Raw genomic sequence first — 21078 nt, forward strand, 5'->3', positions numbered from 1 at the left:
GTCCCAGCTCAATCCAGCGTCTTGGCACGCATCGCGAGGTGGCGCATATTGCCTAATGTCAAAGCCGCTTTCATGCGGATTTTGCGCCAGCGCATGAGCCAGCCCACAGGCGGGCGCACCCCCTCTATGCTCGACACTTCACTGGTTTCATCCAGCAGCACCACAGGGGGAAGCACACCCAGAATGGTCAGGTCATTTTCCCACCAGAATCGCAAATCCACATCAATCGGGCGTCCGAAGGGTATCCGGCTCTGCAGCAATTTGCGGGCCCCCTCCCTGCTCAGCACATAGCCTGCCGTCATGCTGGGCACTCTTTGATAAGCGATCAGATCATGCTGCGGCGTCAAGGGCCTTCTTGCACGCACCTTTTCACCTTGCAAGCGCCCCATGAGCTTGACCATGTCCCACTGGCCCTGGACGCCGGCAATCGCTTGTACTACGGCCGGAAAGCTGTCATCAAGAACTACATCATCTTCCAGCACCACCAGCCATTCCGACTCTGACGCCAGGAACTTTCGCCAAACATGTATATGGCTCGCATAGCAGCCTTTCTCGCCGTTTACCAGCGGCTTGTAATACTGCTCACTGTTAAGCGCAGCGTTGTACAGCTTGGCCTGCTCAGCTTCGGGCACATCTGCCCACCAGACAGCAGGAAAGCGTTCTCCAGGCAGGCCCAGGCGCGCAAACTCCCGCTCTACCCTTTGGCGTCTTTCAACATCCTTGTCCAGGTTAATGAAGGTGATCAAACAGCGACTCCAGAACGACATACTCATGACTTCCAGAACTGCCAACGAGGACGCTTGGCTGGAGCTTCTGTCGCCAGCGTGTGTGCCAGCTCCAGATAATGTGCAAAATTCAACTGCCCGCCCTTGATGACATCATCAGCCACGGCCGCCAGCAACGCCTCATATGCCGGTTTCCTGGATTCGAACAGATGAAAGAAGTCGCGCCTGCCATAAAAGGTGCCAATGCCGAACACCCCTTCCGATCCCAGCGCCCACTTGGATATCAGGGTAGCCGTGGGCTCGGACATCACGACTTCAACACCCCGAGCACGCGCCAGCGCACTCAGGACCTCTGCAGCATCATGCTGCTTGCTGGATTGCAAATCGGGCTTGCCCAGGTCCTCCCACAACTGCTTGCGTAGCGCCATGAACATGGGGCCGGCATACACCTCATTGCCCGGCTTGTGGTTGGAGAACTGCGCCAGGCCGAACAGGGCTCCGCGCTGCGCATGGGACACCGCCTGCAGGTAGGCATCTTGGTGCAACGGGAAGGCGTCTATGTCGCAGAAGATAACGATATCTTCAGATGCATGACGCTCCAGCACTTCCCGCATCCAGACGCCATGGGGCTTCTTGTGCGCGCGCTCCTGACGCAACGGGATGCCCAGATGGGCAAAAACATCCTGCTGCTTCTTTAATATTCCTTGCGGAATATTGTCCCAGTACATTGCATGCACATTAGCCTGTTCACTCATGGGGCTTCCTTTATTCCAATCATCACGCAAACTGCCTACACCAGTACAACACATCGTGTTTGGCAAGCAGCACAGGGTCCACGGTAGCGTGCGACGCATGCAGAAAAGATGACAACTGGGCAGCATCGTCCATGCTGTCGATGAAAACACGGTCTGCTGCATAAAGCGCATCCGTCCGGGCCATTTTTCTTGTTGTCAGCAGCTTCTTGTCAAAAAAGGCCGCCTCCATGCTGCGCACCGAAGGCCCACTTTGATGGGACTGCACAACCTCTACCAAACAGCGCGACTTATTGACCCACGACAGATTATCTTCGTATGACAAGGGCATGTTCGTCAGCAGCTGTTGATCTTCTGCAGAATAGTTTCGATTCTTGTCGGGCGTGATATGAAAATAGGCACGCAAACCTGCCGCATTGGCACAATCCAGCAAACGCCGCAGTACTGGTAACCTGCCCTTGTCCTGCCCGACAAAGAACAAGTCGATCTCTTCCGGAACCGATGGCTTCACATGAACGGATACGTCACGGTAGACCTGCGGCACCAATTCCAGCCCATGCTTTCTGGCATCTTCCGGATCGAATGTCACCACCCGCATGCCCAACCCCTTGAGTGCGCGGACATGCAGCTGACGCTTCCAGTGGTTTTGCTGGTAATCCCTCACCGGATTCCAGGTAAAGATAGTGCACCTTGACGAACGCAAATGGCCTTGCAGGATGTGCAGCTCCTTGATGTTCTCCACACCAAAGATCAGCACCCCATCGTGGGGCTCTATCTGGCGCAGCTGTGCGTAATATTCTGGTGAAAAGTAACGGGCAGCCCGCATTCGGTCAACCAGCCATGGCGCATAGGCTTCGGCCATCTTCAAGACTGATTTGCCACGGCGGCGACCATCATGCGCCAGTACACGTATGTCGTGCACGCCCCGCAACCTCTGCATGACAAATTCCGTCAGGAAAAAATTGGTGTTGGCAATGACATGCAGCATGTCTTGAATTCTAGCAAAGGCACATCTATCGCCCTTCTAGGACGTGCACTCCCATCCCCAAGCATCCCCCACAATCTGCGCCAGATCAGCCCGCCCGGGCCGCCACCCGAGCACCTCCCGCGCCCTTGCGGCATCCGCCACCAGCCGGGCCGGGTCGCCCGCACGACGCGGCCCTTCCTGCACCGGAATGGCACGTCCCGTCACCTGCCGCGCCACATCAATCACCTGCTGCACGGAATAGCCATCGCCGTTCCCCAGGTTGAAGGCCGTACTCCGGCCACCGGCAGCCAGGTACTCCAGCGCCAGCCAATGCGCATCGGCCAGGTCCATCACGTGGATATAGTCGCGGATGCAGGTGCCGTCCGGTGTGTCGTAATCGCGGCCGAACACGCTGATATGGCTGCGACGACCAGAGGCCGCCTGCAGCACCAGCGGAATCAGGTGCGTTTCCGGTTCGTGGCGCTCCCCCAGCAGGCCATCCGGATGCGCGCCTGCCGCGTTGAAATAGCGCAGGCACACCGACTGGAACCCGTAGGCCTGCTCATAATCGGCCAAGGCCTGCTCAATCATCCATTTGGTGCGGCCATACGGGTTGATGGGCTGCTGCGGATGGCGCTCGTCAATGGGCGTGTATTGCGGCTCGCCAAAGGTGGCCGCGGTAGAGGAAAAGACAAACTGCCTGACACCGTGCCGCTGCATGGCATTGAGCAGCGTGATCGTGTTGGAGACGTTGTTGGCGTAATACTTGCCAGGATCGGCCACCGACTCGCCCACCTGGATGCAGGAGGCAAAATGCATGACGGCATCAAAAGCGCCCTCGGCCAGCAGGCGGTCCAGCAAGGCGGCATCGGCCATGTCGCCCACCACCAGTTCGCCATGCAACACGGCATCGGCATGGCCGGCACTCAGGTTGTCCAGCACCGTGACGCGCACGCCGCGCTGGCCCAGCAGCCACACCATGTGCGAGCCGATATAGCCTGCACCCCCTACCACCAGAATATGCTTCATGGCCGCTTCTCCTGCACCACCAGCACCCGCCCCGCCAGCCACACCAGCACCAGCACCGGCAGCCCCAGCAGCGCCGTGCTGGTAAAGAAGGTGGCGTAACCAAACTGGTCCACAAACGCGCCAGACCAGCCGGCCACGAACTTGGGCAGCAGCAGCATCAGCGACGAGAACAGCGCATACTGCGTGGCGGAATACTGGATATTGGTCAGGCTGGACAAATAGGCAATAAAGGCTGCCGAGGCGATGCCGCCGGCCAGATTGTCGGCCGAGACCACCAGGATCAGGGCGTTGACGTCATGGCCGTGTCCGGCCAGCCAGGCAAACAGCAGGTTGCTGATGGCACTGGTAATCGCGCCCAGCATCAGGATGCGCATCACGCCAAAGCGCATGGACAGGACGCCGCCTACATACGCCCCCACCAGCGTCATGATGACGCCGTAGATCTTGGTCACCGCCGCCACTTCGGCCTTGGTGTACTGCATGTCCACGTAAAAGGGATTGGCCATGATGCCCATCACCACATCGCTGATGCGGTACACGCCAATCAGCGCCAGAATCAGCGCCGCCTGCCAGCGGTAGCGGCGGAAGAAATCGGCAAAGGGATCGACCAGGGTCTGGCGCAGCCATTCGCCCGGGGTGCGCGGACTGGGCTGTGCCACCGGTACCGGCTCAGGGGCCAGCAGCACCGTCACGATGCCCACCAGCATGGAAGCTGCCATCACCAGATAGGCGGTCATCCAGGCCTGGTTCTGGTAGCCGCTGCCGGCGGTTTCCGCCCCCGCTGCCAGCCACAGCACACCGGCACCAGCCCAGATCATGGCCAAGCGGTAGCCGGTCTGGTAAGTGGCGGCCAGCGCCGCCTGTTTTTCGGTTTCGGCCGATTCGATACGGAAGGCATCGAGCGCAATGTCCTGCGTGGCCGAGCTGAAGGCCACCACCAGCGCCGCCGCCGTGACGGCAAACAGGCCCTGCTGCGGGTTGCCCAGCGCCATGGCCACCAGCCCGCCCACAATGCCCAGCTGGGCCAGCAGCAGCCAGCTGCGCCGCCGGCCCAGCCAGCGTGTCAGCAGCGGAATCGGCACCCGGTCCACCAGCGGGGCCCAGACCCACTTGAAGCCATAGGCCAGGCCCACCCAGCTCAGAAAACCGATGGTGGCACGGTCGATACCGGCCTCGCGCAGGCGAAAGCTCAGGGTGCCCAATACCAGCAACAAGGGCAGGCCGGCCGAGAAGCCCAGCGCCAGCATGCGCAGGCTGGCCGGCTCCAGGTAGACGCGCAGGGATTCGCGCCAGGTCGGGCGCGTGGCAGCGGCAGTTTCGGAAGATGCAGACATGGTCAACGTTGTATCACGCCCCGGAGCCAATTCAGCGGGCTGGCGGCATCTTTTGCCATACTGCGGCAGATGCCATGGAGGAGCCCGATCAGGTGCCCGCCACAAACGGGTTGCTGACGCGCTCGCGGCCAAATGTGCTTTCCGGGCCGTGGCCGGGAATGAACACGGTGTCGTTGCCCATGGGCCACAGGCGCTGCGTGATGCTGGCAATCAGCGTGTCGTAATCGCCACCGGGAAAGTCGGTGCGGCCAATGGAACCGGCAAACAGCACATCACCCACAAAAGCGCGATTCGCCTCGGCCGAGTGGAACACCACATGGCCCGGCGTATGACCGGGGCAGTGGCGCACCTGCAGCGTGCTCTGGCCCAGCTGCACCGTATCGCCATCCTGCAGCCAGCGCGTGGGCGTGAACACACGCGCCGGCGGAAAACCGTAGTTGACCGCCGTTTGCGGCAAGGCATCGATCCAGTACTGGTCGCCCTCCTGCGGGCCGATGATGGGCAGTTGCAGCTGCTCGGCCAGATCGGCGGTGCCGGCGCAGTGGTCCACATGGCAGTGCGTCAGCAGGATCTGCGTCAGGCGGATGCCCTGCTTCTCGACGAAGGCCAGCAGACGCGGCAGGTCGCCGCCCGGGTCCACCACCGCGCCTTCCATGGTCTGGTCACACCAGAGGATGGAGCAGTTCTGCTGGAACGGGGTCACGGGAATGGTGTGGTAATGCAGCATGGGAATGCCTCAGAGGGTAAAGTCGTAATCGATGGTGATGGGCGCGTGGTCCGAGAACTTCTCGCTCTTGTAGATGGACTCGGTATGCGCATGGCGCGCCAGCGCCGGCGTGGCCAGATGGTAGTCCAGCCGCCAGCCCACGTTCTTGGCGTAGGCCTGGCCGCGGTTGCTCCACCAGGTGTAGCACTCGTCGGTGGCTTCCGGCTTGAGCTGGCGGTACACATCCACAATGCCTGCCTCGGCCAGCAGGCGCGTCATCCAGGCGCGCTCTTCGGGCAGGAAACCGCTGTTCTTGCGGTTGCCCTTCCAGTTTTTCAGGTCGATCTCGTTGTGCGCGATATTCACATCGCCGCACAGGATGAATTCGCGCCCCTGCTTGAGCTCCAGCAGGTAGGGATACATCTCGTCCAGAAAGCGGTACTTGGCCTCCTGGCGCAGCTCGCCCGAAGAGCCACTGGGAAAATAGCAGCTGATGATGGACAGCGCGCGCTGCGGCGTGTCAAAGCGCAGCTCCAGATAGCGCCCTTCGGCATCGAATTCGGTCGAGCCGAAGCCCACACGCACATCGCTGGGCTCATGCCGCGTGTAGATGCCCACACCGGAATAGCCTTTTTTCTCGGCAAAGTGGAAGTAGCCCTGCATCTCGGCCAGCACCTCGAACTTGCCGACGATATCGGCCTGCTGTGCCTTCACCTCCTGGACACACATACAATCAGGGGCATGCGCTGCCAGCCAGGGTTCCAGACCCTTGGTGGTGGCCGAGCGGATGCCGTTGAGGTTGAGACTGGTCAAGCGAAACACCTGGCGTGCACTCCTTTTTTTCCTGTTTATTCCTGACGGACGATACCCATGAACCACGCAGCCTCCACCCCTTCCCAGGACTCTCTTGCCCAGGACTTTGTGGCATTTGCGGTGGATTGCGGGGTGCTGCGCTTTGGCAGCTTCACGACCAAGGCCGGTCGCCAATCGCCCTACTTCTTCAATGCCGGCCTGTTCAACGATGGGGCCATGCTGGGCCGGCTGGCTCAATTCTATGCGCAACGCATCCTGGACAGCGGCATCCGTTTCGACATGCTGTTTGGCCCGGCCTACAAGGGCATCCCGCTGGTGGCTGCCGTGGCGGTGGAACTGGCGCGTCTGGGCCACAACCGGCCGTTTGCCTACAACCGCAAGGAGGCCAAGGACCACGGTGAAGGCGGCAGCCTGGTCGGTGCGCCGCTGCAGGGCCGGGTACTGATCGTGGATGACGTCATGTCGGCCGGCACCGCCGTACGCGAATCGATTGCGCTGATCAGCGCCGCCGGTGCCACGCCGGGTGCCGTGGCCGTGGCGCTGGATCGGCAGGAAATGGCGACCGAGAACGGCCAGGACGTGCCCTACAGCGCCGTGCAGTACGTGCGCCGCGAGCTGGGCATGGACGTCTGCGCCATTGCCACGCTGGATGACCTGCTGGGCTATCTGCAACAGCCGGTCAACGCCAGCGCGGAACTGGCGGCCAGCCACGCACAGGTGCTGGCCTACCGCGAGCGCTACGGCGTGCGCTAAACCTGCACAAAGGCGTCGTAGCCGGTCTTGAGCACCAGCGCCAGCACCACCAGGATAAAGGCGATGCGCACAAAGCCGCTGCCATGGCGCAGCGCCATGCGCGAGCCGATCAGGCTGCCCGCCACATTGGCCACGGCCATGGCCAGCCCAAGCTGCCACCACACGTGGCCCTTGCTGGCAAACAGCGCAATCGCCGCCACGTTGGTGCTGACGTTGATCAGCTTGGCCCCGGCCGAGGCGTGCAGGAAGTCATAGCCCAGCACGCGCACCAGCAGGAACACCAGAAAACTGCCGGTACCCGGACCAAAAAAACCATCGTATACCCCCAGCGCCAGGCCGATCAGACTGGCCGCCAGCATCTCGTGGCGTCCGGCCCAGCGTGGCGTGTGCTGCGTGCCCAGATCCTTTTTCACCAGCGTGTAGGCCAGAATCAGCACCAGCACAAAGGGCAGTGCCTTGCGCAGGAAGTCCGGATTCACCATGGTCACCAGCCAGGCCCCGACAAAGGAGCCGGCGAAACCGGCCAGCGCCGCCGGCAGCATGGCACGCCAGGGCATGCGCACGCGGCGGCTGAACTGCCAGGTGGCAAAGCTGGTGCCCCAGACCGAGGCCGACTTGTTGGTACCCAGCAAGGTCGCCGGCACCATGTTCGGGAAGGTGGCAAACAGGGCCGGCACCAGGATCAGGCCGCCCCCGCCCACAATGGCATCGACGAATCCGGCGAACAGCGAGGCTGCAATGACAATGAACCAGTCCATGGCTAACTCCTGATCGGAAAGCAACAGGGCCTGCAACACGCAGGCCCTGTTATCTACAGCTGTCTGCCGTCAGACCACGGCACCCGCGTTCGGATCGTCTCGCGGATCCTTGCGCTGCGGCTTGACCAGGTCTTCGCGCTTGATGCCCAGCCACATGGCAATGGCTGCCGCCACGAATACCGAGGAGTAAATGCCGAACACGATGCCGATGGTCAGCGCCAGGGCAAAGTAGTGCAGTGCCTGGCCACCGAAGATCAGCATCGCCAGCACCATGGCCTCGGTAGAACCGTGCGTGATCATGGTGCGGCTGATGGTGCTGGTAATAGCGTGGTTGATCACCTCCACCGTATTCATCTTGCGATAACGGCGGAAGGTTTCGCGAATACGGTCAAAGATCACCACCGACTCGTTCACCGAATAGCCCAGCACGGCCAGCACCGCCGCCAGCACCGAGAGCGAGAACTCCCACTGGAAGAAGGCAAAGAAGCCCAGAATGATGATGATGTCGTGCAGGTTGGCAATCACCGCCGAGACGGCATACTTCCATTCAAAGCGGACCGCCAGGTAGATGATGATGCCAATCACCACGAAGGCCAGCGCCTTCAGGCCGTTGTGCAGCAACTCCTCTCCCACCTGCGGGCCGATGAACTCGACCCGGCGCAGCTGCACGTCGGGGCTGGCCGTCTGCAGCGCCTGCAACACCTGTTCGCTCTGCTGGGCCGAGGTCACGCCTTCCACCAGCGGCAGCCGGATCATCACTTCCTGCGAGGAACCGAAGTTCTGGATCAGCACTTCCTGGTAGCCCAGGCCACTGACGGTTTCACGCACCTGCTCGATCTTGGCCGGCTGGCTGTAGGCCACTTCCATCACGGTACCACCGGTGAACTCCACCGACAGGTGCAGGCCGCGCGTGACCAGGAAGAACACCGCCAGGGCAAAGGTGGCAAAGGAGATGAGGTTGAAGATCCATGCATAGCGCATGAACGGGATGTCTTTCTTGATCCGGAAAAATTCCATGATGCTGTCCTTTTTCTATGTCCGGATCAGGCCTTGGCGGTCTGTTCGTTTTCGGGTTTCCAGACCGTGCCAATCGACACCGACTTGAGCTTGCGCTGGCGGCCATACCAGAAGTTCACCAGGCCGCGCGAGAAGAACACGGCCGAGAACATGGAGGTGGCAATGCCCAGGCAGTGCACCACGGCAAAGCCGCGGATCGGGCCGCTACCCCAGGCCAGCAGTGCCAGACCGGCGATCAGCGAGGTCACGTTGGCATCGAGAATGGTGGCCCAGGCACGGTCAAAACCGGCCAGAATGGCAGCCTGTGGCGACACCCCTGCCCGCAGCTCCTCGCGGATACGCTCGTTGACCAGCACGTTGGCATCGATGGCCATGCCCAGCGCCAGCGCCATGGCCGCCATGCCGGGCAAGGTCAGCGTCGCCTGCAGCATGGACAGGATGGCCACCAGCAGCAGCAGGTTCACCCCCAGGGCAATCGCCGAAAAGACGCCGAAGACATGGTAGTACACCACCATGAAGATCACCACGGCCAGGAAGCCCCAGGCCACACTCTTGAAGCCCTTCTCGATGTTGTCGGCACCCAGGCTGGGGCCGATGGTGCGCTCTTCCACGATTTCCATCGGGGCCGCCAGCGAACCGGCGCGCAGCAGCAGCGAGGTATCGGCGGCTTCCTGTGTCGTCATGCGGCCGCTGATCTGCACCCGGCCACCGCCGATTTCGGTACGGATCACGGGATCGGTCACCACCTCCCCCTTGCCCTTTTCGAACAGCAGGATGGCCATGCGCTTGCCCACGTTGTCACGCGTGATGTTGCGGAAAATCGTGCTGCCCTTGCTGTCCAGCGTCAGGTTGACGGTGGGCTCATGGGACTGGCTGTCGAAACCGGGCTGGGCGTCGGTCAGGTTCTCGCCGGTCAGCACCACCTGCTTCTTGACGATCACGGTGCGGCCTTCGCGGTTGAGGAATTTCTCGCTGCCAAAGGGCACCGGACCGGAGCCCATTTCGGCGGCGCGGCCTTCGGTGCTTTCATCTACCATGCGCAGTTCCAGCGTGGCGGTACGGCCCAGGATTTCCTTGGCCTTGGCGGTGTCTTGTACGCCCGGCAGCTGCACCACCACGCGGTCCAGGCCCTGCTGCTGGATCACCGGCTCGGCCACGCCCAGCTCGTTGATGCGGTTCTGCAGCGTCAGGATGTTCTGCTTGAGGGCCTGCTCCTGGAAGCGCGTGGCCTCGGCCGGCTTGTAGCGCGCCACCACACGGTTGCCCTGCAGCTCGGGCTGCAGCTCCAGCACATTGTCCTGGATGACGTTGCGCGCCTGTTCGGCGGTAGCGGCATCGGCAAAGCTGGCCTCGATGCTGTCGCCGTTGCGTGCCACATCGGTGTAGCGCAGCTGCTTGTCACGCATCAGGGTGCGGATATCGCTGGCAAAGGAGTCCAGGCGCTTGTTCAGCGCCGTCTGCATGTCCACCTGCAGCATGAAGTGCACACCGCCGCGCAGGTCCAGGCCCAGGTACATGGGCTTGGCGTGCAGGGACGTGAGCCACTGCGGTGAGCGCGAGACCAGATTGAGCGCCGCCACGTAGGACGGGTCGGTCGCATCGGGATTGAGCGTGCGCTCGATCACGTCGCGCGCCTTGAGCTGCTGGTCGGGGGTGGCAAAGCGCACCATCAGCTGGCTGTTTTCCAGCGTGGTGACGTCAGGCGTGAGCTGGGCAGCCGTGAGGGCGTCCGAGACGCGCTGCTGCACACCGGCATCCACGACAACCGTGGAGCGGATCGAGGACACCTGCACGGCAGGTGCCTCGCCAAAGAAGTTGGGCAGGGTGTAGATCAGGCCGATCACCACCGCAAACAGCATGACAAGGTATTTCCAGACCGGATAACGGTTCATGGTTGATTCTTTCCATCTAGCGGTGCTGCCGGCAGGCGGCAGGCACCAGTCGCCCCTGGTACGGCCGGGGCGTGGCCGGGTGGCGGCATGCCGGCGGGCTGCCGGTGCCGCCGGCGGAAATTACTTCAGCGTACCCTTGGGCAGCACCTGCACCACGGCGCTGCGCTGCAGCTGGATCTCGACGCCTTCGGCCACCATCACATTGATGTTGGTGTCACGCACGCTGGTGACGCGACCCAGGATGCCGCCAGCGGTCACGACCTCGTCGCCGGGCGCCAGCGCCTCGACCATGGCCTTGTGCTCCTTCTGCTTCTTCATCTGGGGACGGATCATGATGAAGTACAGGACCGCGAACATTGCGATCATGGGCAGGAAGGACATCAGGGAAGAGGCGGTATCGGCACCGGCAGCCGCCTGTGCGTAAGCATTGGAAATGAACACGAAAACTCCTGTTTATGGGGGATATGGGGTAGCCCGGCCACGCTTCCGGTCGGACGAATGGCAGGCATGCAACCGGTTATTGTAAATCCTTCGGCTTTTCCGGACAGGACAATCCTGTTACAGGGCGGTACAGCCACTGCTGCTGCCCACCTATTGTCCGGCTGCTGCCGAAGCCCGCCGGGCCAGCCAGGCATCATGCTGCTGCGGATAGACCTGCCGGAAATGCTGGCGCGTCTGTTCGGCGGCGGCCGTTTGCCCCAGCAGTAGCTGGGCCTCGATGATGCGCTGCACCACCCGCGCCTCCGGGCTGTAGTGCATCAGCGCCTGGGCGTGCGCCAGCTCGGCCCCGGCATTCGCGGGAGTCAGCGGCACGGTGGAAAGCATGGCGAAGTTGACCGCATTCTGGTAGAGCGGTGTGCGCTGCGCCTGCGCCAGGGTGTTGTCGCGGAACAGCCAGGCGCGCGCCTCGGGTGCCGTATAGAGCTGCGTCACACGCACAAAATCAAAGCTGGCATAGGCCAGGCCAGACAGCATGACCACCGCCACCAGTTGCTGCGCCAGCAGCCAGGAGCGGCCCTGCAGGCCTGCCCCCTCAGCCCTGGCGCGCAGCGGACGCTGGCTGGCCAGCAGCACCCCCAGCGCCAGACCACAGGCCAGCTGGAACGGTGCATACCACAACGGATATTCCAGCAGGCTGTGGATGCCGATCACGGCCAGCACACCCCACATCAGCTGGCGTCGGGCAGAACGCTCGGCCCAGGGGCGGCTCCAGAGTACCCAGCCGGCCAGCAGCAGACAGAACAGCACGGCGACCGGCAAACCCAGCTCGATGGCCAGATGCAACGGCAGGTTGTGCGCATTGTCGAGCATGTCGCAGAATCGCGTATCGCCATAGTTGGCGTAATAATGGGCAATGTCCAGCTGGCCCCAGCCCCAGCCGCTCCAGGGTCGCTGCGCGATCAGATCCAGCACATTGCCCCACAGCACGGTACGGCTGATGCACATGCGGCTGTCCGCTCCCTGCACCCGTACCATGATGTCCACGCCGCCCAGCCAGTGCGGCAGCACATAGCTGGACACCAGATAGGTCAGCGCCAGTGCCAACAGCCACAGCAGCACATTGCGGCGGCGACCGATACGGCCCTGCTCCGGCAGGCGCCAGGTCCACCACAGCATCAGCACCATGGTCAGCAGCATCTGCACCATGCCGGTACGCGATAGCGTCAGGCCCATGCTGACCGCCAAGGGCAGCATCAGCAGCAGCGCCACCAGGCCCGCAGTGCGCGGACGAAGTTGCCCGGCATGCCCCCACAAACGCTGCAGCCTGCCGCTGTACCACAGGTACCACAGCGCCCACAGCGCGATATTCATGAGGGAGGCGTACTGGTTGCGCTGACGCAGGTTGCCATACACCTGCCCGGCAGGCGCATGGTTGACCAGGCCACCGAGCCAGGCGGTAAGCTGAAAATACTGCAACAGGCCGATCAGAGCACTCAGCAGGCCGGCCATCAGCCAGCTCCAGGCGATCAGGGCGACCGCGTCACCCCCTTGCTGCTGCGGCTCCAGGACATCCTGCTGCGCCAGCCGGGCGCCGACCAGGGCGGCCGCGCCCAGCATCAGACAGCCCAGCATCAGCAGTTGCCAGGACACGTCCAGCAGAATGCCCAGCACCGCCCCGGTGACCAGAAACGCCGCCAGATAGCCGGCCATGGCTCCCGCATGCAGCGCCGGGAACAACAGCAACAGCACGGCGATGCAGACCCAGCCGGTGATCAGCGGTATGGCCGGCGTCATGGCCCCGCCGGCGACCGGATTCAGCCACGGGATGCAGGCGCAAAGCAGGAACAGCCAGGCCGCCAGGGTCCGCTGCTCGCGCGGGAAGTGGCACAGCGGCTGGGCAACAACAGGGGAAGGGGTTTGCATGGTGACAACAGGGTCGGGCACAACCCGGGTATTATGCCGCCGCCACCGGCCTGCGCACCGCTAGCGGCACTGCGCGGGCAGCAAGTCCTGGCGTACGCCTTGCGCCAGAACCGGCACCAGGGCGGCATCGGCCATATTCAGTGCCGCCGCGTGGGTTTCTCCTACACAGGCCCAGTCGAGCGCGCCGCCCTGACCGGCAGCCAGTGCTGCCGGCAGACCCACGGCGGCGGCAGCGCCAGCTGCAGAGCGTATCAGCGGAATCAGCTGCAGCTGGTTGTTGACACCAGTACCACTGGCATCGCCGCGATAGACGATGGTGATATTGCCATTGCCATCACCAGGCGGCACCGGCTCGCAATCCGGGTTGCTGATGCAGATGCGTTCGACGAACTTGGAATTGGCTCCGCTGCCCCCGGCCTGGCGGTTCCAGGCGTTGCTGATGCGATCCAGCTCGTCCTGCGAAGCGATGCCTTCGGTGGCAATCTGGTTGCGCGCCGCTTCTGCCAGCTGCAGACCCTCGACGATGCGCGTGCGCACCAGATGCGATTGGTAGGAAGTAAGGGCAAAAGTGGCGGCGATGCCGATCAGGGCGACCACCACCATCAGCTCGATCAGGGTGAAACCGCGGGAAATGCCTTGGCGCATGACAGACCTCTTGCAGGATGGGTGCCGGCAGCCCGCCTGGACTGCAGCAGTTGGAAGATACTGCAGTATACATTATTGACTATCTATATAATACTTTTCAACTCATATTTTGAAGGATAAGCCAATGACACATGCATCTGCTCATGCTGCCACATGGCACCATCCCAGTCTTCCGGGGGAGGCTGCTCCAGAAAACGCTCCATGCGCTGGCGGTGAATGGCGTGCAGACGTTGCAGCCCGGGCGGCAACTGTTCATCAGACCGCTGCAACAAGGCCGCAGCGCGCTGCCAGTCACGCTGCAGATAGGCCATGGTGTAATCCTGCCAGACCGCCCATTCGGCCTCCGCACGGGCATCGTGAACAGCTGAAATTTCCGGTGTGTACAACTCCACCTGCTGCGCACGCCCGACGACGCGCACACAGTCGACCCAGCGCCAGGTATGGGCCGGGCACTGCGCCACTGTATCCTGCCCCACCAGTGTGCCCACGCCATACCACTTGGCCAGCGATTCCAGTCGCGCCGCCAGATTGACGGCATCCCCGATCACGGTATAGCTGCGACGCATGTCGGAACCCATGTCGCCTACGCTCATGGAGCCGCTGTTGATGCCAATGTTGACGGCCATGGGCGATTCATCCCGCGCTGACAGTTCGGCATTGAAGGCCTGCAGCATTCGGCCGATATCCAGTGCCGTCTGTACCGCATGCCGGGCATGCCGGGGATCGTGCACCGGAGCGCCCCAGAACACCATCACGCAATCGCCAATGTACTTGTCGATGGTGCCGTTGTGCTCGGCGATAATCTCGGCCATGCGGTTGAAAATAGTGTTGAGCATGCTTTGCACCCGCTGCGGATCCATGCCCTCGGACAGATTGGTGAAGTGCTGCAGGTCGCAGAACATGACGGTCATGTCCCGCAGTTGGGCCTGCATGCTGTAGGCATCCGGCTGCCGCGCCATGCGCTCGGCCAGCTCGCTCTGCACATAGTGGCCAAACAGGCGCACCAGCTGCCGCTTGGTCCGCTTTTCCAGGAAAAAACCGTAGCTGGCATGCAACAGGTAGGTAGCCAGCACGGTCAGCAGCACCGGCACCACCGGCAGCACCAGCCCGAGCCGCCAGAACATCAGCTGGGTCAGCAGCATCCAGGCACCGGCAACGCCCACACTCCAGAACAGCGAGCCCACCGCTCCCATCTTGCTGAGGACCAGAATCAGGACCAGCGTGGTCAGCAGCACCGCCGTGGTGTCATAGGCTTCCCGGTAATCCGGCACATGGAGGAAATCCCCGTCCAGCATCGCCGCCAACGCCGTGGCATGGACCTCCACCCCGGGGAACTGGCTGCTGACCGGCGTGGCTCGCAGGTCACGCAATCCGGGCGCGGTAGCCCCCAGCAGCACGATTTTGCCCTTGAGCGTATTGGGCGCCACCCGGCCCGCCAGCAGGTCGGACGCACTGTAGTACTGAAAATGCCCGCCATGGCGTCCGCCAGGGCTGCGGAACGGGATCAGGAAACTGCCATTGCGCGCCGTTGGCAGCAACAGCCGGACTTCGCCCTGCCGCACTTCCAGCCCGGCAAGCTGGGAGTCGGGCAGCGACGGATCGACCGGACGCAAGCGCGTTTCTTCGGGCCCCAGCAGCGCCAGGAACATCGCCAGTGACAGCGAGGGATAGTAGCTGGTGCTATCGCCCTCTTCATAGCGCACCAGCAGCGGAATGCTGCGCAACATGCCATCACTGTCGGTATAGGAGTTGATATGACCGCCACGCGATGCCGCATCGACCAGGAAGGACAGGTTGCTGGCATAGCCCGTCATTTCCGGCAGCTCGGCAAAACCCTGTGTCAGCTGCCCCGGAGGCCAGGACAGGTGCAGCCCCTGCGGCAGCTGGCCGGATCGCTGCGGCGGTTGTTCCTGGGTGTAGTAATAGCCCAGTACGGCAGACTCGCCCTGGAGTGATCGCGCCAGAATGGCGTCCCGGTTGAGCCGCTGCTCCAGGCCCTGCATCATCTCGCCAGTCTGGAAGCGATCGGCCTGGCCGATATCACGCAGCCACTGGCGCACCGCCCGGACACTGTGATCGTCCTGCTGCGGCTCGGCGAACAGGATATCGACCCCGAGCAGGGCCACCTGCTGGCGGTCGAACAGCTCGTCCATCAGCAGCGCCACCTTTTCGCGGCTCCATGGCCAGCGACCGTCCTGCTGCAGACTGCTTTCATCGACATCGACGATGACAATGCGCTGATCCAGCATGGGAGGCCCCTGCTGCCCCAGCAGCGCACGGTCGTAGATATGCTGCTCCAGCCGCGTGACCGGCACATAGCTCAGGACACCGCTGGTATGCGGCAACAGCACCAGCATGGGCAGCAGACTGATCAGCGCGCGCAGCATGCCACTCTTGCCAAGCAGCCAGGCCGCACTGGTCCGTCGCCAGCGCAGCAGCACATCAGCAAAAGACTTCAGTTTCATGACAAGCTCACGAAGAAAATGGCATCACATCCGAAGAAACACCAGGTTGGCCGCAAAAAAGCCACTCCGCCTGAGACGGAGTGGCTTGTTCAAGGGTTGCGGCAATGGCTGGAGCCATCGCCTCCCTGCAGGGGGATTACAGCAGGCCCTTCAGCAGCTTGGCCATCTCGGACGGGTTGCGCGTGATGGTGAAACCGCACTCTTCCATGATGGCGAGCTTGGCTTCGGCCGTGTCGGCACCACCGGAGATCAGCGCACCGGCGTGGCCCATGCGCTTGCCGGGAGGCGCTGTCACGCCAGCGATGAAACCGACGATCGGCTTCTTCATGTTTTCCTTGCACCAGTAGGCGGCTTCCGCCTCGTCCGGGCCACCGATTTCACCGATCATGATCACGGCATCGGTGTCGGGGTCTTCGTTGAACATGCGCATCACGTCGATGTGCTTCAGGCCGTTGATCGGGTCGCCACCGATACCGACAGCGCTCGACTGGCCAATGCCCAGTTCGGTCAGCTGTGCCACGGCTTCGTAGGTCAGCGTGCCGGAACGGCTCACCACGCCCACGCGGCCCTTCTTGTGGATGTGACCCGGCATGATGCCGATCTTGATTTCGTCAGGCGTGATGGTGCCCGGGCAGTTGGGGCCCAGCAGCAGGGTGCGCTTGCCACCTGCGGCTTCCTTGGCCTTCATCTTGTTGCGGACTTCCAGCATGTCGCGGATCGGGATGCCTTCGGTGATGCAGATGGCCAGATCCAGGTCGGCGTCCACCGCTTCCAGGATGGCAGCCGCAGCGCCTGCCGGCGGCACGTAGATCACGGAAACGGTCGCGCCGGTCTGCTTGGCTGCTTCGCTCACATTGGCGTAGATCGGGATGCCTTCGAAATCTTCGCCGGCCTTCTTGGGGTTCACACCGGCCACGAAGCAGTTCTTGCCGTTGGCGTAGTCGCGGCACATGCGGGTATGGAACTGACCGGTCTTGCCGGTGATACCCTGGGTGATGACCTTGGTGTCTTTATTGATCAGGATGCTCATGAATGGGGCTCCAGAATGGGTTTCGGGAAGGCTCAGGCCTTGTTGACTTCGGCCACGACCTTCTCGGCGGCTTCGGCCATGGTGTTGGCAGTGATGATCGGCAGGCCGGATTCGGCCAGGATCTTCTTGCCGGCGTCTTCGTTGGTGCCCTTCATGCGCACGACCAGCGGCACGGACAAGCCGACCGCCTTGGAAGCGGCCACCACGCCTTCGGCAATGGTGTCGCACTTCATGATGCCGCCGAAGATGTTGACCAGAATCGCGTTCACGTTCTTGTTCTTCAGCATGATCTTGAAGGCTTCGGTCACCTTCTCGGTGGTGGCACCGCCGCCCACGTCGAGGAAGTTGGCCGGCTCGCCGCCGTACAGCTTGATGGTGTCCATGGTGGACATGGCCAGGCCGGCACCGTTCACCAGACAGCCGATGTTGCCGTCCAGGCTGATGTAGGCCAGGTCGAACTTGGAAGCCTCGACTTCGGCCGGGTCTTCTTCGTCCAGATCGCGGTAGGCGACGATTTCGGGGTGACGGAACAGGGCGTTGCTGTCGAAGTTGAACTTGGCGTCCAGGGCGATGATGTTGCCCTGACCGTCACGGTTCAGCGGGTTGATCTCGACCAGGGAAGCGTCGGTGTCCATGTAGCACTTGTACAGCTTCTGGCAGACGTCGATGAACTGCGCCTTGGAGTCTTCGGGCATGCCCACGCCCTGGGCCAGCTCCTCGCCCTGCTCGGCGGTCAGGCCGATGGCGGGATCGATGAAGACCTTGATGATCTTCTCGGGGTTGCTGTGGGCCACTTCCTCGATGTCCATGCCGCCTTCGCTGGAAGCGATGAAGGCCACCTTCTGGGTGCCACGGTCGGTTACCACGGACAGGTAGTATTCCTTCTGGATGTCGGCGCCTTCCTCGATGTACAGGCGACGCACCTTCTGGCCTTCGGGGCCGGTCTGGTGGGTCTTGAGCTGCATGCCCAGGATGTCGCCGGCGTGCTTCTGCACGTCCTCGATGGACTTGGCCACCTTCACGCCACCGCCCTTGCCGCGGCCACCAGCGTGAATCTGGGCCTTCACCACCCATACCGGGCCACCCAGCTTCTGGGCGGCCTCGACAGCCTCCTGCACGGTGAAAGCGGGAATGCCGCGCGGGACCGGCACTCCGAACTGGCGCAAGATCTCCTTGCCTTGATATTCATGAATTTTCATGCGATGTCTCTCTTGGTAGGGAAAAGATGCCCGCTTCTGGCCGGCAGGCTACAGATCGGACCCGGAAAAAATTATTCCACCCATAAATGTATCACGGTGTACCCTTGTAAAAATTGCTACGATCTGGGCATGCAACAATTTTCCCGTAACCCAGGAGCAGCAAGCATGAGTGCGCATACCGTTTTCATTGATGGCGAAGCCGGCACCACCGGCCTGCAGATCCGCGACCGTCTGGCTGGCATGGCCGGCATCCAGGTCGTCAGCATTGATCCGGCCCTGCGCAAGGATCCGCTCGCCAAGCAGGAATTGATGGCCGGCGTGGATGTGGTCATCCTGTGCCTGCATGACGACGCCGCTCGCGAGTCGGTGGCGCTGATCGATGCCCTGCCCGGCCGCAAGCCGCGCATCATCGATGCCTCCACGGCGCACCGCGTTGCCACGGGCTGGGTCTACGGCTTCCCGGAACTGTCGCCCGAACACGCCGATGCCGTGCGCAAGGCCGAGCGGGTGGCCAATCCGGGCTGCTACGCCACGGGCGCAATCGCCCTGCTGCGCCCGCTGGTGCAGGCTGGCGTCCTGCCGGCCGACTATCCGGTGGCCCTGCCTTCGGTCAGCGGCTACAGTGGCGGCGGTCGCCAGATGATCGAGGAATACGAAGGCGGCAAGGCCCCGGCCTACGAGTTGTACGCGCTCGGCCTGTCGCACAAGCACCTGCCGGAAATCATGGCCTACAGCGGTCTGGAACGCAAGCCGATATTCGTGCCCAGCGTGGGCAACTTCGATCAGGGCATGCTGGTCCAGCTGCCCCTGCATCTGGATCTGCTGCAGGGTGAACAGACGGTGGAGCACCTGCACGCGATCTACCGCGCCTACTACGCCGGTTGCCAGTACGTGACGGCACCGGATCGCACCGAAGACAACAAGCTGGATGCCGTGGCGCTGAAGGACACCAATCAGCTCGAAATCCGGGTTTACGGCAATGACGGCCACCGGCAGGCCGTCGCCATTGCCCGCCTGGACAACCTGGGCAAGGGCGCCAGCGGTGCTGCCGTGCAGAACCTGGAACTGATGCTGGGTCTGTGATGCCGGCTGGCAGGCGGCTGCCGTGCGCACGGCAGGCCGTTGCCGGAGCCGCCACAGGCTGCATCGTCACTTGGGGCATTCAACATGAAAATCATCATTCTCGGCGCCGGGCGCGTCGGTGAAAGTGTGGCCGAACAGCTGGTATCCGAACAGAACGAGATCACCATCATCGACCACAACGCCGACATGCTGTCACGCCTGCAGGAGCGCTTTGACCTGCGCGGCATTGTCGGCAACGGCGTGGAACCGGCGATTCTGGCCGAAGCCGGGGCAGCCGATGCCGATGTGCTGCTGGCCTGTACCACGGTGGATGCGCTGAACCTGACCGCCTGCAAGGTGGCCCACCAGAGCTTCAACACGCCCTACCGCATTGCCCGCCTGCGCGCCGCCGGCTGGCACGCCTTCCGCAACCTGCTGGACGAGGACGGTTTCGCCGTCAACCAGGTGATTTGCCCGGAGGCCTCGATCACGCAATACGTCCGGAAGCTGGTGGAGTATCCGGAAGCGCTGCAGGTGCGCGAATTTGCCCAGGGACTGGCCGCGCTGATCTCGGTCCGCGTGGACTACAAGGCCCCGATGCACGGCAACCCGCCAAGCGAGCTGGAGGTGCTGCTGCCCGAGGCGCGCGCCCACGTGGCAGCCGTCTACCGGCGTTTTGCCAATGAGCCGGACCGCTTTGTGCCGACCAGCGCAGACACCCGCATCCTGGCCGGCGACGAGGTCTTCATCCTGGTTGCCATGGAGGATATCCGCCCGGTGCTGCGCCTGTTCCACCAGGCGCTGCCGCCGGTGCGCAGCATGATGATTGCCGGTGGCGGCAATATCGGCCTGCAGCTGGCTCGCACGCTGCAGGATCACATCCAGCTCAAGATCGTCGATGCCAGCCTGTCGCGCTGCGAGCATCTGTCCACCACCCTGGACAGCTCGGTGCTGGTGCTGCAGGGCGATGCCACCGACGAGGACCTGCTGATGGACGAGAACGTCAGCGAGGTGGATTTCTTCTGCGCGCTGACCAACGACGACGAGAACAACATCATGTCCGGCCTGCTGGCCAAGCAGCTCGGCGTGACACGCGTGCTGTCGCTGGTCAACCGGCGCAGCTATGCCGACCTGGTGCACGGCACCCAGATCGATATCGCCTTGTCTCCGGCCCAGGCCATGATGGGCGAACTGCTGGCGCATATCCGCCAGGGCGATGTGCACCAGGTACACAGTGTGCGGCGCGGCAATGCCGAGGCGATCGAGATTGCCGTGCATGGCAATTCGCGCAGCTCGCATGTGGTCGGGCGCACCGTGGGCAGCCTGCGCATGCCGCCGGATACCCATATCGGCCTGATCGTGCGTGGCCTGCCGGATCCGGAAGGCCTGCATCCCGAGGATCTGCCCGATGACGGCGACAGCCAGTCGCCGGCCACGCCGGTGGTGCTGGCCGCCCGCGACGACACCGAAATCCAGCCGGGCGACCACCTGATCATCTTCGTGCCGCATCGCCGCACCATCCGCGCCGTGGAAAAACTGTTCCGCGCCCGCCCGACCCTGCTCTGAG

Annotated in this window: 19 protein-coding genes; 3 read left to right on the forward strand and 16 right to left on the reverse strand. The window is 62.8% G+C overall.

The features are described from left to right. Nucleotides 1-8 precede the first annotated feature (8 nt). From C513_RS0103480 to C513_RS0103510, 7 genes are all read right to left on the reverse strand, one after another. Nucleotides 9-746 (reverse strand): glycosyltransferase family 25 protein, encoded by a 738-nt coding sequence (locus C513_RS0103480; protein ID WP_245552801.1) that lies wholly within the window; start codon nucleotides 744-746, stop codon nucleotides 9-11. 23 nt (nucleotides 747-769) lie between these two features. After that, on the reverse strand, nucleotides 770-1510 hold the full coding sequence (locus tag C513_RS0103485) for a hypothetical protein (protein ID WP_156816026.1): 741 nt from the start codon (nucleotides 1508-1510) through the stop codon (nucleotides 770-772). Continuing rightward, complete coding sequence (locus C513_RS0103490; protein WP_018714644.1) at nucleotides 1503-2465, reverse strand: WaaS/CpsH family glycosyltransferase; 963 nt, start codon at nucleotides 2463-2465, stop codon at nucleotides 1503-1505. Before C513_RS0103490 ends, C513_RS0103485 begins: the two co-directional genes overlap by 8 nt. 36 nt (nucleotides 2466-2501) lie before the next feature. Next, nucleotides 2502-3473 (reverse strand): UDP-glucose 4-epimerase GalE, encoded by a 972-nt coding sequence (gene galE / locus C513_RS0103495; protein ID WP_018714645.1) that lies wholly within the window; start codon nucleotides 3471-3473, stop codon nucleotides 2502-2504. Then, on the reverse strand, nucleotides 3470-4807 hold the full coding sequence (locus C513_RS0103500) for an AmpG family muropeptide MFS transporter (protein WP_018714646.1): 1338 nt from the start codon (nucleotides 4805-4807) through the stop codon (nucleotides 3470-3472). The genes galE and C513_RS0103500 overlap by 4 nt, the downstream gene beginning before the upstream one ends. Before the next feature lie 88 nt (nucleotides 4808-4895). Then, the gene (locus tag C513_RS0103505; RefSeq protein ID WP_018714647.1) at nucleotides 4896-5534 is read right to left on the reverse strand and encodes an MBL fold metallo-hydrolase; all 639 of its coding nucleotides are present in this window, start codon (nucleotides 5532-5534) and stop codon (nucleotides 4896-4898) included. Between the two features lie 9 nt (nucleotides 5535-5543). Then, nucleotides 5544-6335, reverse strand: coding sequence for an exodeoxyribonuclease III (locus C513_RS0103510; protein ID WP_026320504.1), 792 nt, complete (start codon nucleotides 6333-6335; stop codon nucleotides 5544-5546). 48 nt (nucleotides 6336-6383) lie between these two features. Here C513_RS0103510 and pyrE point away from each other — a divergent pair, with 48 nt between their 5' ends. Next, nucleotides 6384-7079: an orotate phosphoribosyltransferase gene (gene pyrE / locus C513_RS0103515; protein WP_026320505.1), complete on the forward strand. Its 696-nt coding sequence runs from the start codon at nucleotides 6384-6386 to the stop codon at nucleotides 7077-7079. Here the strand turns inward: pyrE and C513_RS0103520 are convergent. The 9 genes from C513_RS0103520 to sucC form a co-directional block, all read right to left on the reverse strand. Further along, nucleotides 7076-7837: a sulfite exporter TauE/SafE family protein gene (locus tag C513_RS0103520; RefSeq protein ID WP_018714650.1), complete on the reverse strand. Its 762-nt coding sequence runs from the start codon at nucleotides 7835-7837 to the stop codon at nucleotides 7076-7078. The genes pyrE and C513_RS0103520 overlap by 4 nt on opposite strands. Nucleotides 7838-7906: 69 nt before the next feature. Continuing rightward, complete coding sequence (secF, locus tag C513_RS0103525; protein WP_018714651.1) at nucleotides 7907-8854, reverse strand: protein translocase subunit SecF; 948 nt, start codon at nucleotides 8852-8854, stop codon at nucleotides 7907-7909. Between the two features lie 26 nt (nucleotides 8855-8880). Next, nucleotides 8881-10746: a protein translocase subunit SecD gene (secD, locus tag C513_RS0103530; RefSeq protein WP_018714652.1), complete on the reverse strand. Its 1866-nt coding sequence runs from the start codon at nucleotides 10744-10746 to the stop codon at nucleotides 8881-8883. A gap of 120 nt (nucleotides 10747-10866) precedes the next feature. Further along, nucleotides 10867-11187: a preprotein translocase subunit YajC gene (gene yajC, locus C513_RS0103535; protein ID WP_018714653.1), complete on the reverse strand. Its 321-nt coding sequence runs from the start codon at nucleotides 11185-11187 to the stop codon at nucleotides 10867-10869. 150 nt (nucleotides 11188-11337) lie between these two features. Continuing rightward, complete coding sequence (locus C513_RS12610) at nucleotides 11338-13110, reverse strand: PglL family O-oligosaccharyltransferase (protein WP_018714654.1); 1773 nt, start codon at nucleotides 13108-13110, stop codon at nucleotides 11338-11340. Nucleotides 13111-13170: 60 nt separating this feature from the next. Further along, nucleotides 13171-13755 carry a pilin gene (locus C513_RS0103545; protein WP_018714655.1) on the reverse strand — a complete coding sequence of 195 codons (585 nt, stop codon included), beginning with the start codon at nucleotides 13753-13755 and terminating at the stop codon, nucleotides 13171-13173. Nucleotides 13756-13838: 83 nt separating this feature from the next. After that, complete coding sequence (locus C513_RS12615; RefSeq protein WP_018714656.1) at nucleotides 13839-16220, reverse strand: CHASE2 domain-containing protein; 2382 nt, start codon at nucleotides 16218-16220, stop codon at nucleotides 13839-13841. Nucleotides 16221-16356: 136 nt separating this feature from the next. Next, nucleotides 16357-17250, reverse strand: a complete 894-nt coding sequence (gene sucD, locus C513_RS0103555) for a succinate--CoA ligase subunit alpha (protein WP_018714657.1) — start codon at nucleotides 17248-17250, stop codon at nucleotides 16357-16359. Nucleotides 17251-17282: 32 nt separating this feature from the next. Beyond that, complete coding sequence (sucC, locus tag C513_RS0103560) at nucleotides 17283-18449, reverse strand: ADP-forming succinate--CoA ligase subunit beta (RefSeq protein ID WP_018714658.1); 1167 nt, start codon at nucleotides 18447-18449, stop codon at nucleotides 17283-17285. Nucleotides 18450-18614: 165 nt separating this feature from the next. Here sucC and argC point away from each other — a divergent pair, with 165 nt between their 5' ends. Beyond that, nucleotides 18615-19532 (forward strand): N-acetyl-gamma-glutamyl-phosphate reductase, encoded by a 918-nt coding sequence (gene argC, locus C513_RS0103565; RefSeq protein WP_018714659.1) that lies wholly within the window; start codon nucleotides 18615-18617, stop codon nucleotides 19530-19532. Between the two features lie 84 nt (nucleotides 19533-19616). Next, on the forward strand, nucleotides 19617-21077 hold the full coding sequence (trkA, locus tag C513_RS0103570; protein ID WP_018714660.1) for a Trk system potassium transporter TrkA: 1461 nt from the start codon (nucleotides 19617-19619) through the stop codon (nucleotides 21075-21077). Nucleotide 21078 lies beyond the last annotated feature (1 nt).

The sequence above is a fragment of the Allobrachymonas chironomi DSM 19884 genome (genome assembly GCF_000374625.1).
GTDB classification, from domain to species: Bacteria; Pseudomonadota; Gammaproteobacteria; order Burkholderiales; family Burkholderiaceae_C; genus Brachymonas; species Brachymonas chironomi.

Coding starts and splice junctions, on each gene's coding strand:
- C513_RS0103490 (WP_018714644.1), bottom strand. CDS start 2,465: ATGCTGCATGTCATTGCCAACACCAATTTTTTCCTGACGGAATTTGTC.
- galE (WP_018714645.1), bottom strand. CDS start 3,473: ATGAAGCATATTCTGGTGGTAGGGGGTGCAGGCTATATCGGCTCGCAC.
- C513_RS0103500 (WP_018714646.1), bottom strand. CDS start 4,807: ATGTCTGCATCTTCCGAAACTGCCGCTGCCACGCGCCCGACCTGGCGC.
- C513_RS0103505 (WP_018714647.1), bottom strand. CDS start 5,534: ATGCTGCATTACCACACCATTCCCGTGACCCCGTTCCAGCAGAACTGC.
- pyrE (WP_026320505.1), top strand. CDS start 6,384: ATGAACCACGCAGCCTCCACCCCTTCCCAGGACTCTCTTGCCCAGGAC.
- C513_RS0103520 (WP_018714650.1), bottom strand. CDS start 7,837: ATGGACTGGTTCATTGTCATTGCAGCCTCGCTGTTCGCCGGATTCGTC.
- secF (WP_018714651.1), bottom strand. CDS start 8,854: ATGGAATTTTTCCGGATCAAGAAAGACATCCCGTTCATGCGCTATGCA.
- secD (WP_018714652.1), bottom strand. CDS start 10,746: ATGAACCGTTATCCGGTCTGGAAATACCTTGTCATGCTGTTTGCGGTG.
- C513_RS12610 (WP_018714654.1), bottom strand. CDS start 13,110: ATGCAAACCCCTTCCCCTGTTGTTGCCCAGCCGCTGTGCCACTTCCCG.
- C513_RS0103545 (WP_018714655.1), bottom strand. CDS start 13,755: ATGCGCCAAGGCATTTCCCGCGGTTTCACCCTGATCGAGCTGATGGTG.
- C513_RS12615 (WP_018714656.1), bottom strand. CDS start 16,220: ATGAAACTGAAGTCTTTTGCTGATGTGCTGCTGCGCTGGCGACGGACC.
- sucD (WP_018714657.1), bottom strand. CDS start 17,250: ATGAGCATCCTGATCAATAAAGACACCAAGGTCATCACCCAGGGTATC.
- sucC (WP_018714658.1), bottom strand. CDS start 18,449: ATGAAAATTCATGAATATCAAGGCAAGGAGATCTTGCGCCAGTTCGGA.
- argC (WP_018714659.1), top strand. CDS start 18,615: ATGAGTGCGCATACCGTTTTCATTGATGGCGAAGCCGGCACCACCGGC.
- trkA (WP_018714660.1), top strand. CDS start 19,617: ATGAAAATCATCATTCTCGGCGCCGGGCGCGTCGGTGAAAGTGTGGCC.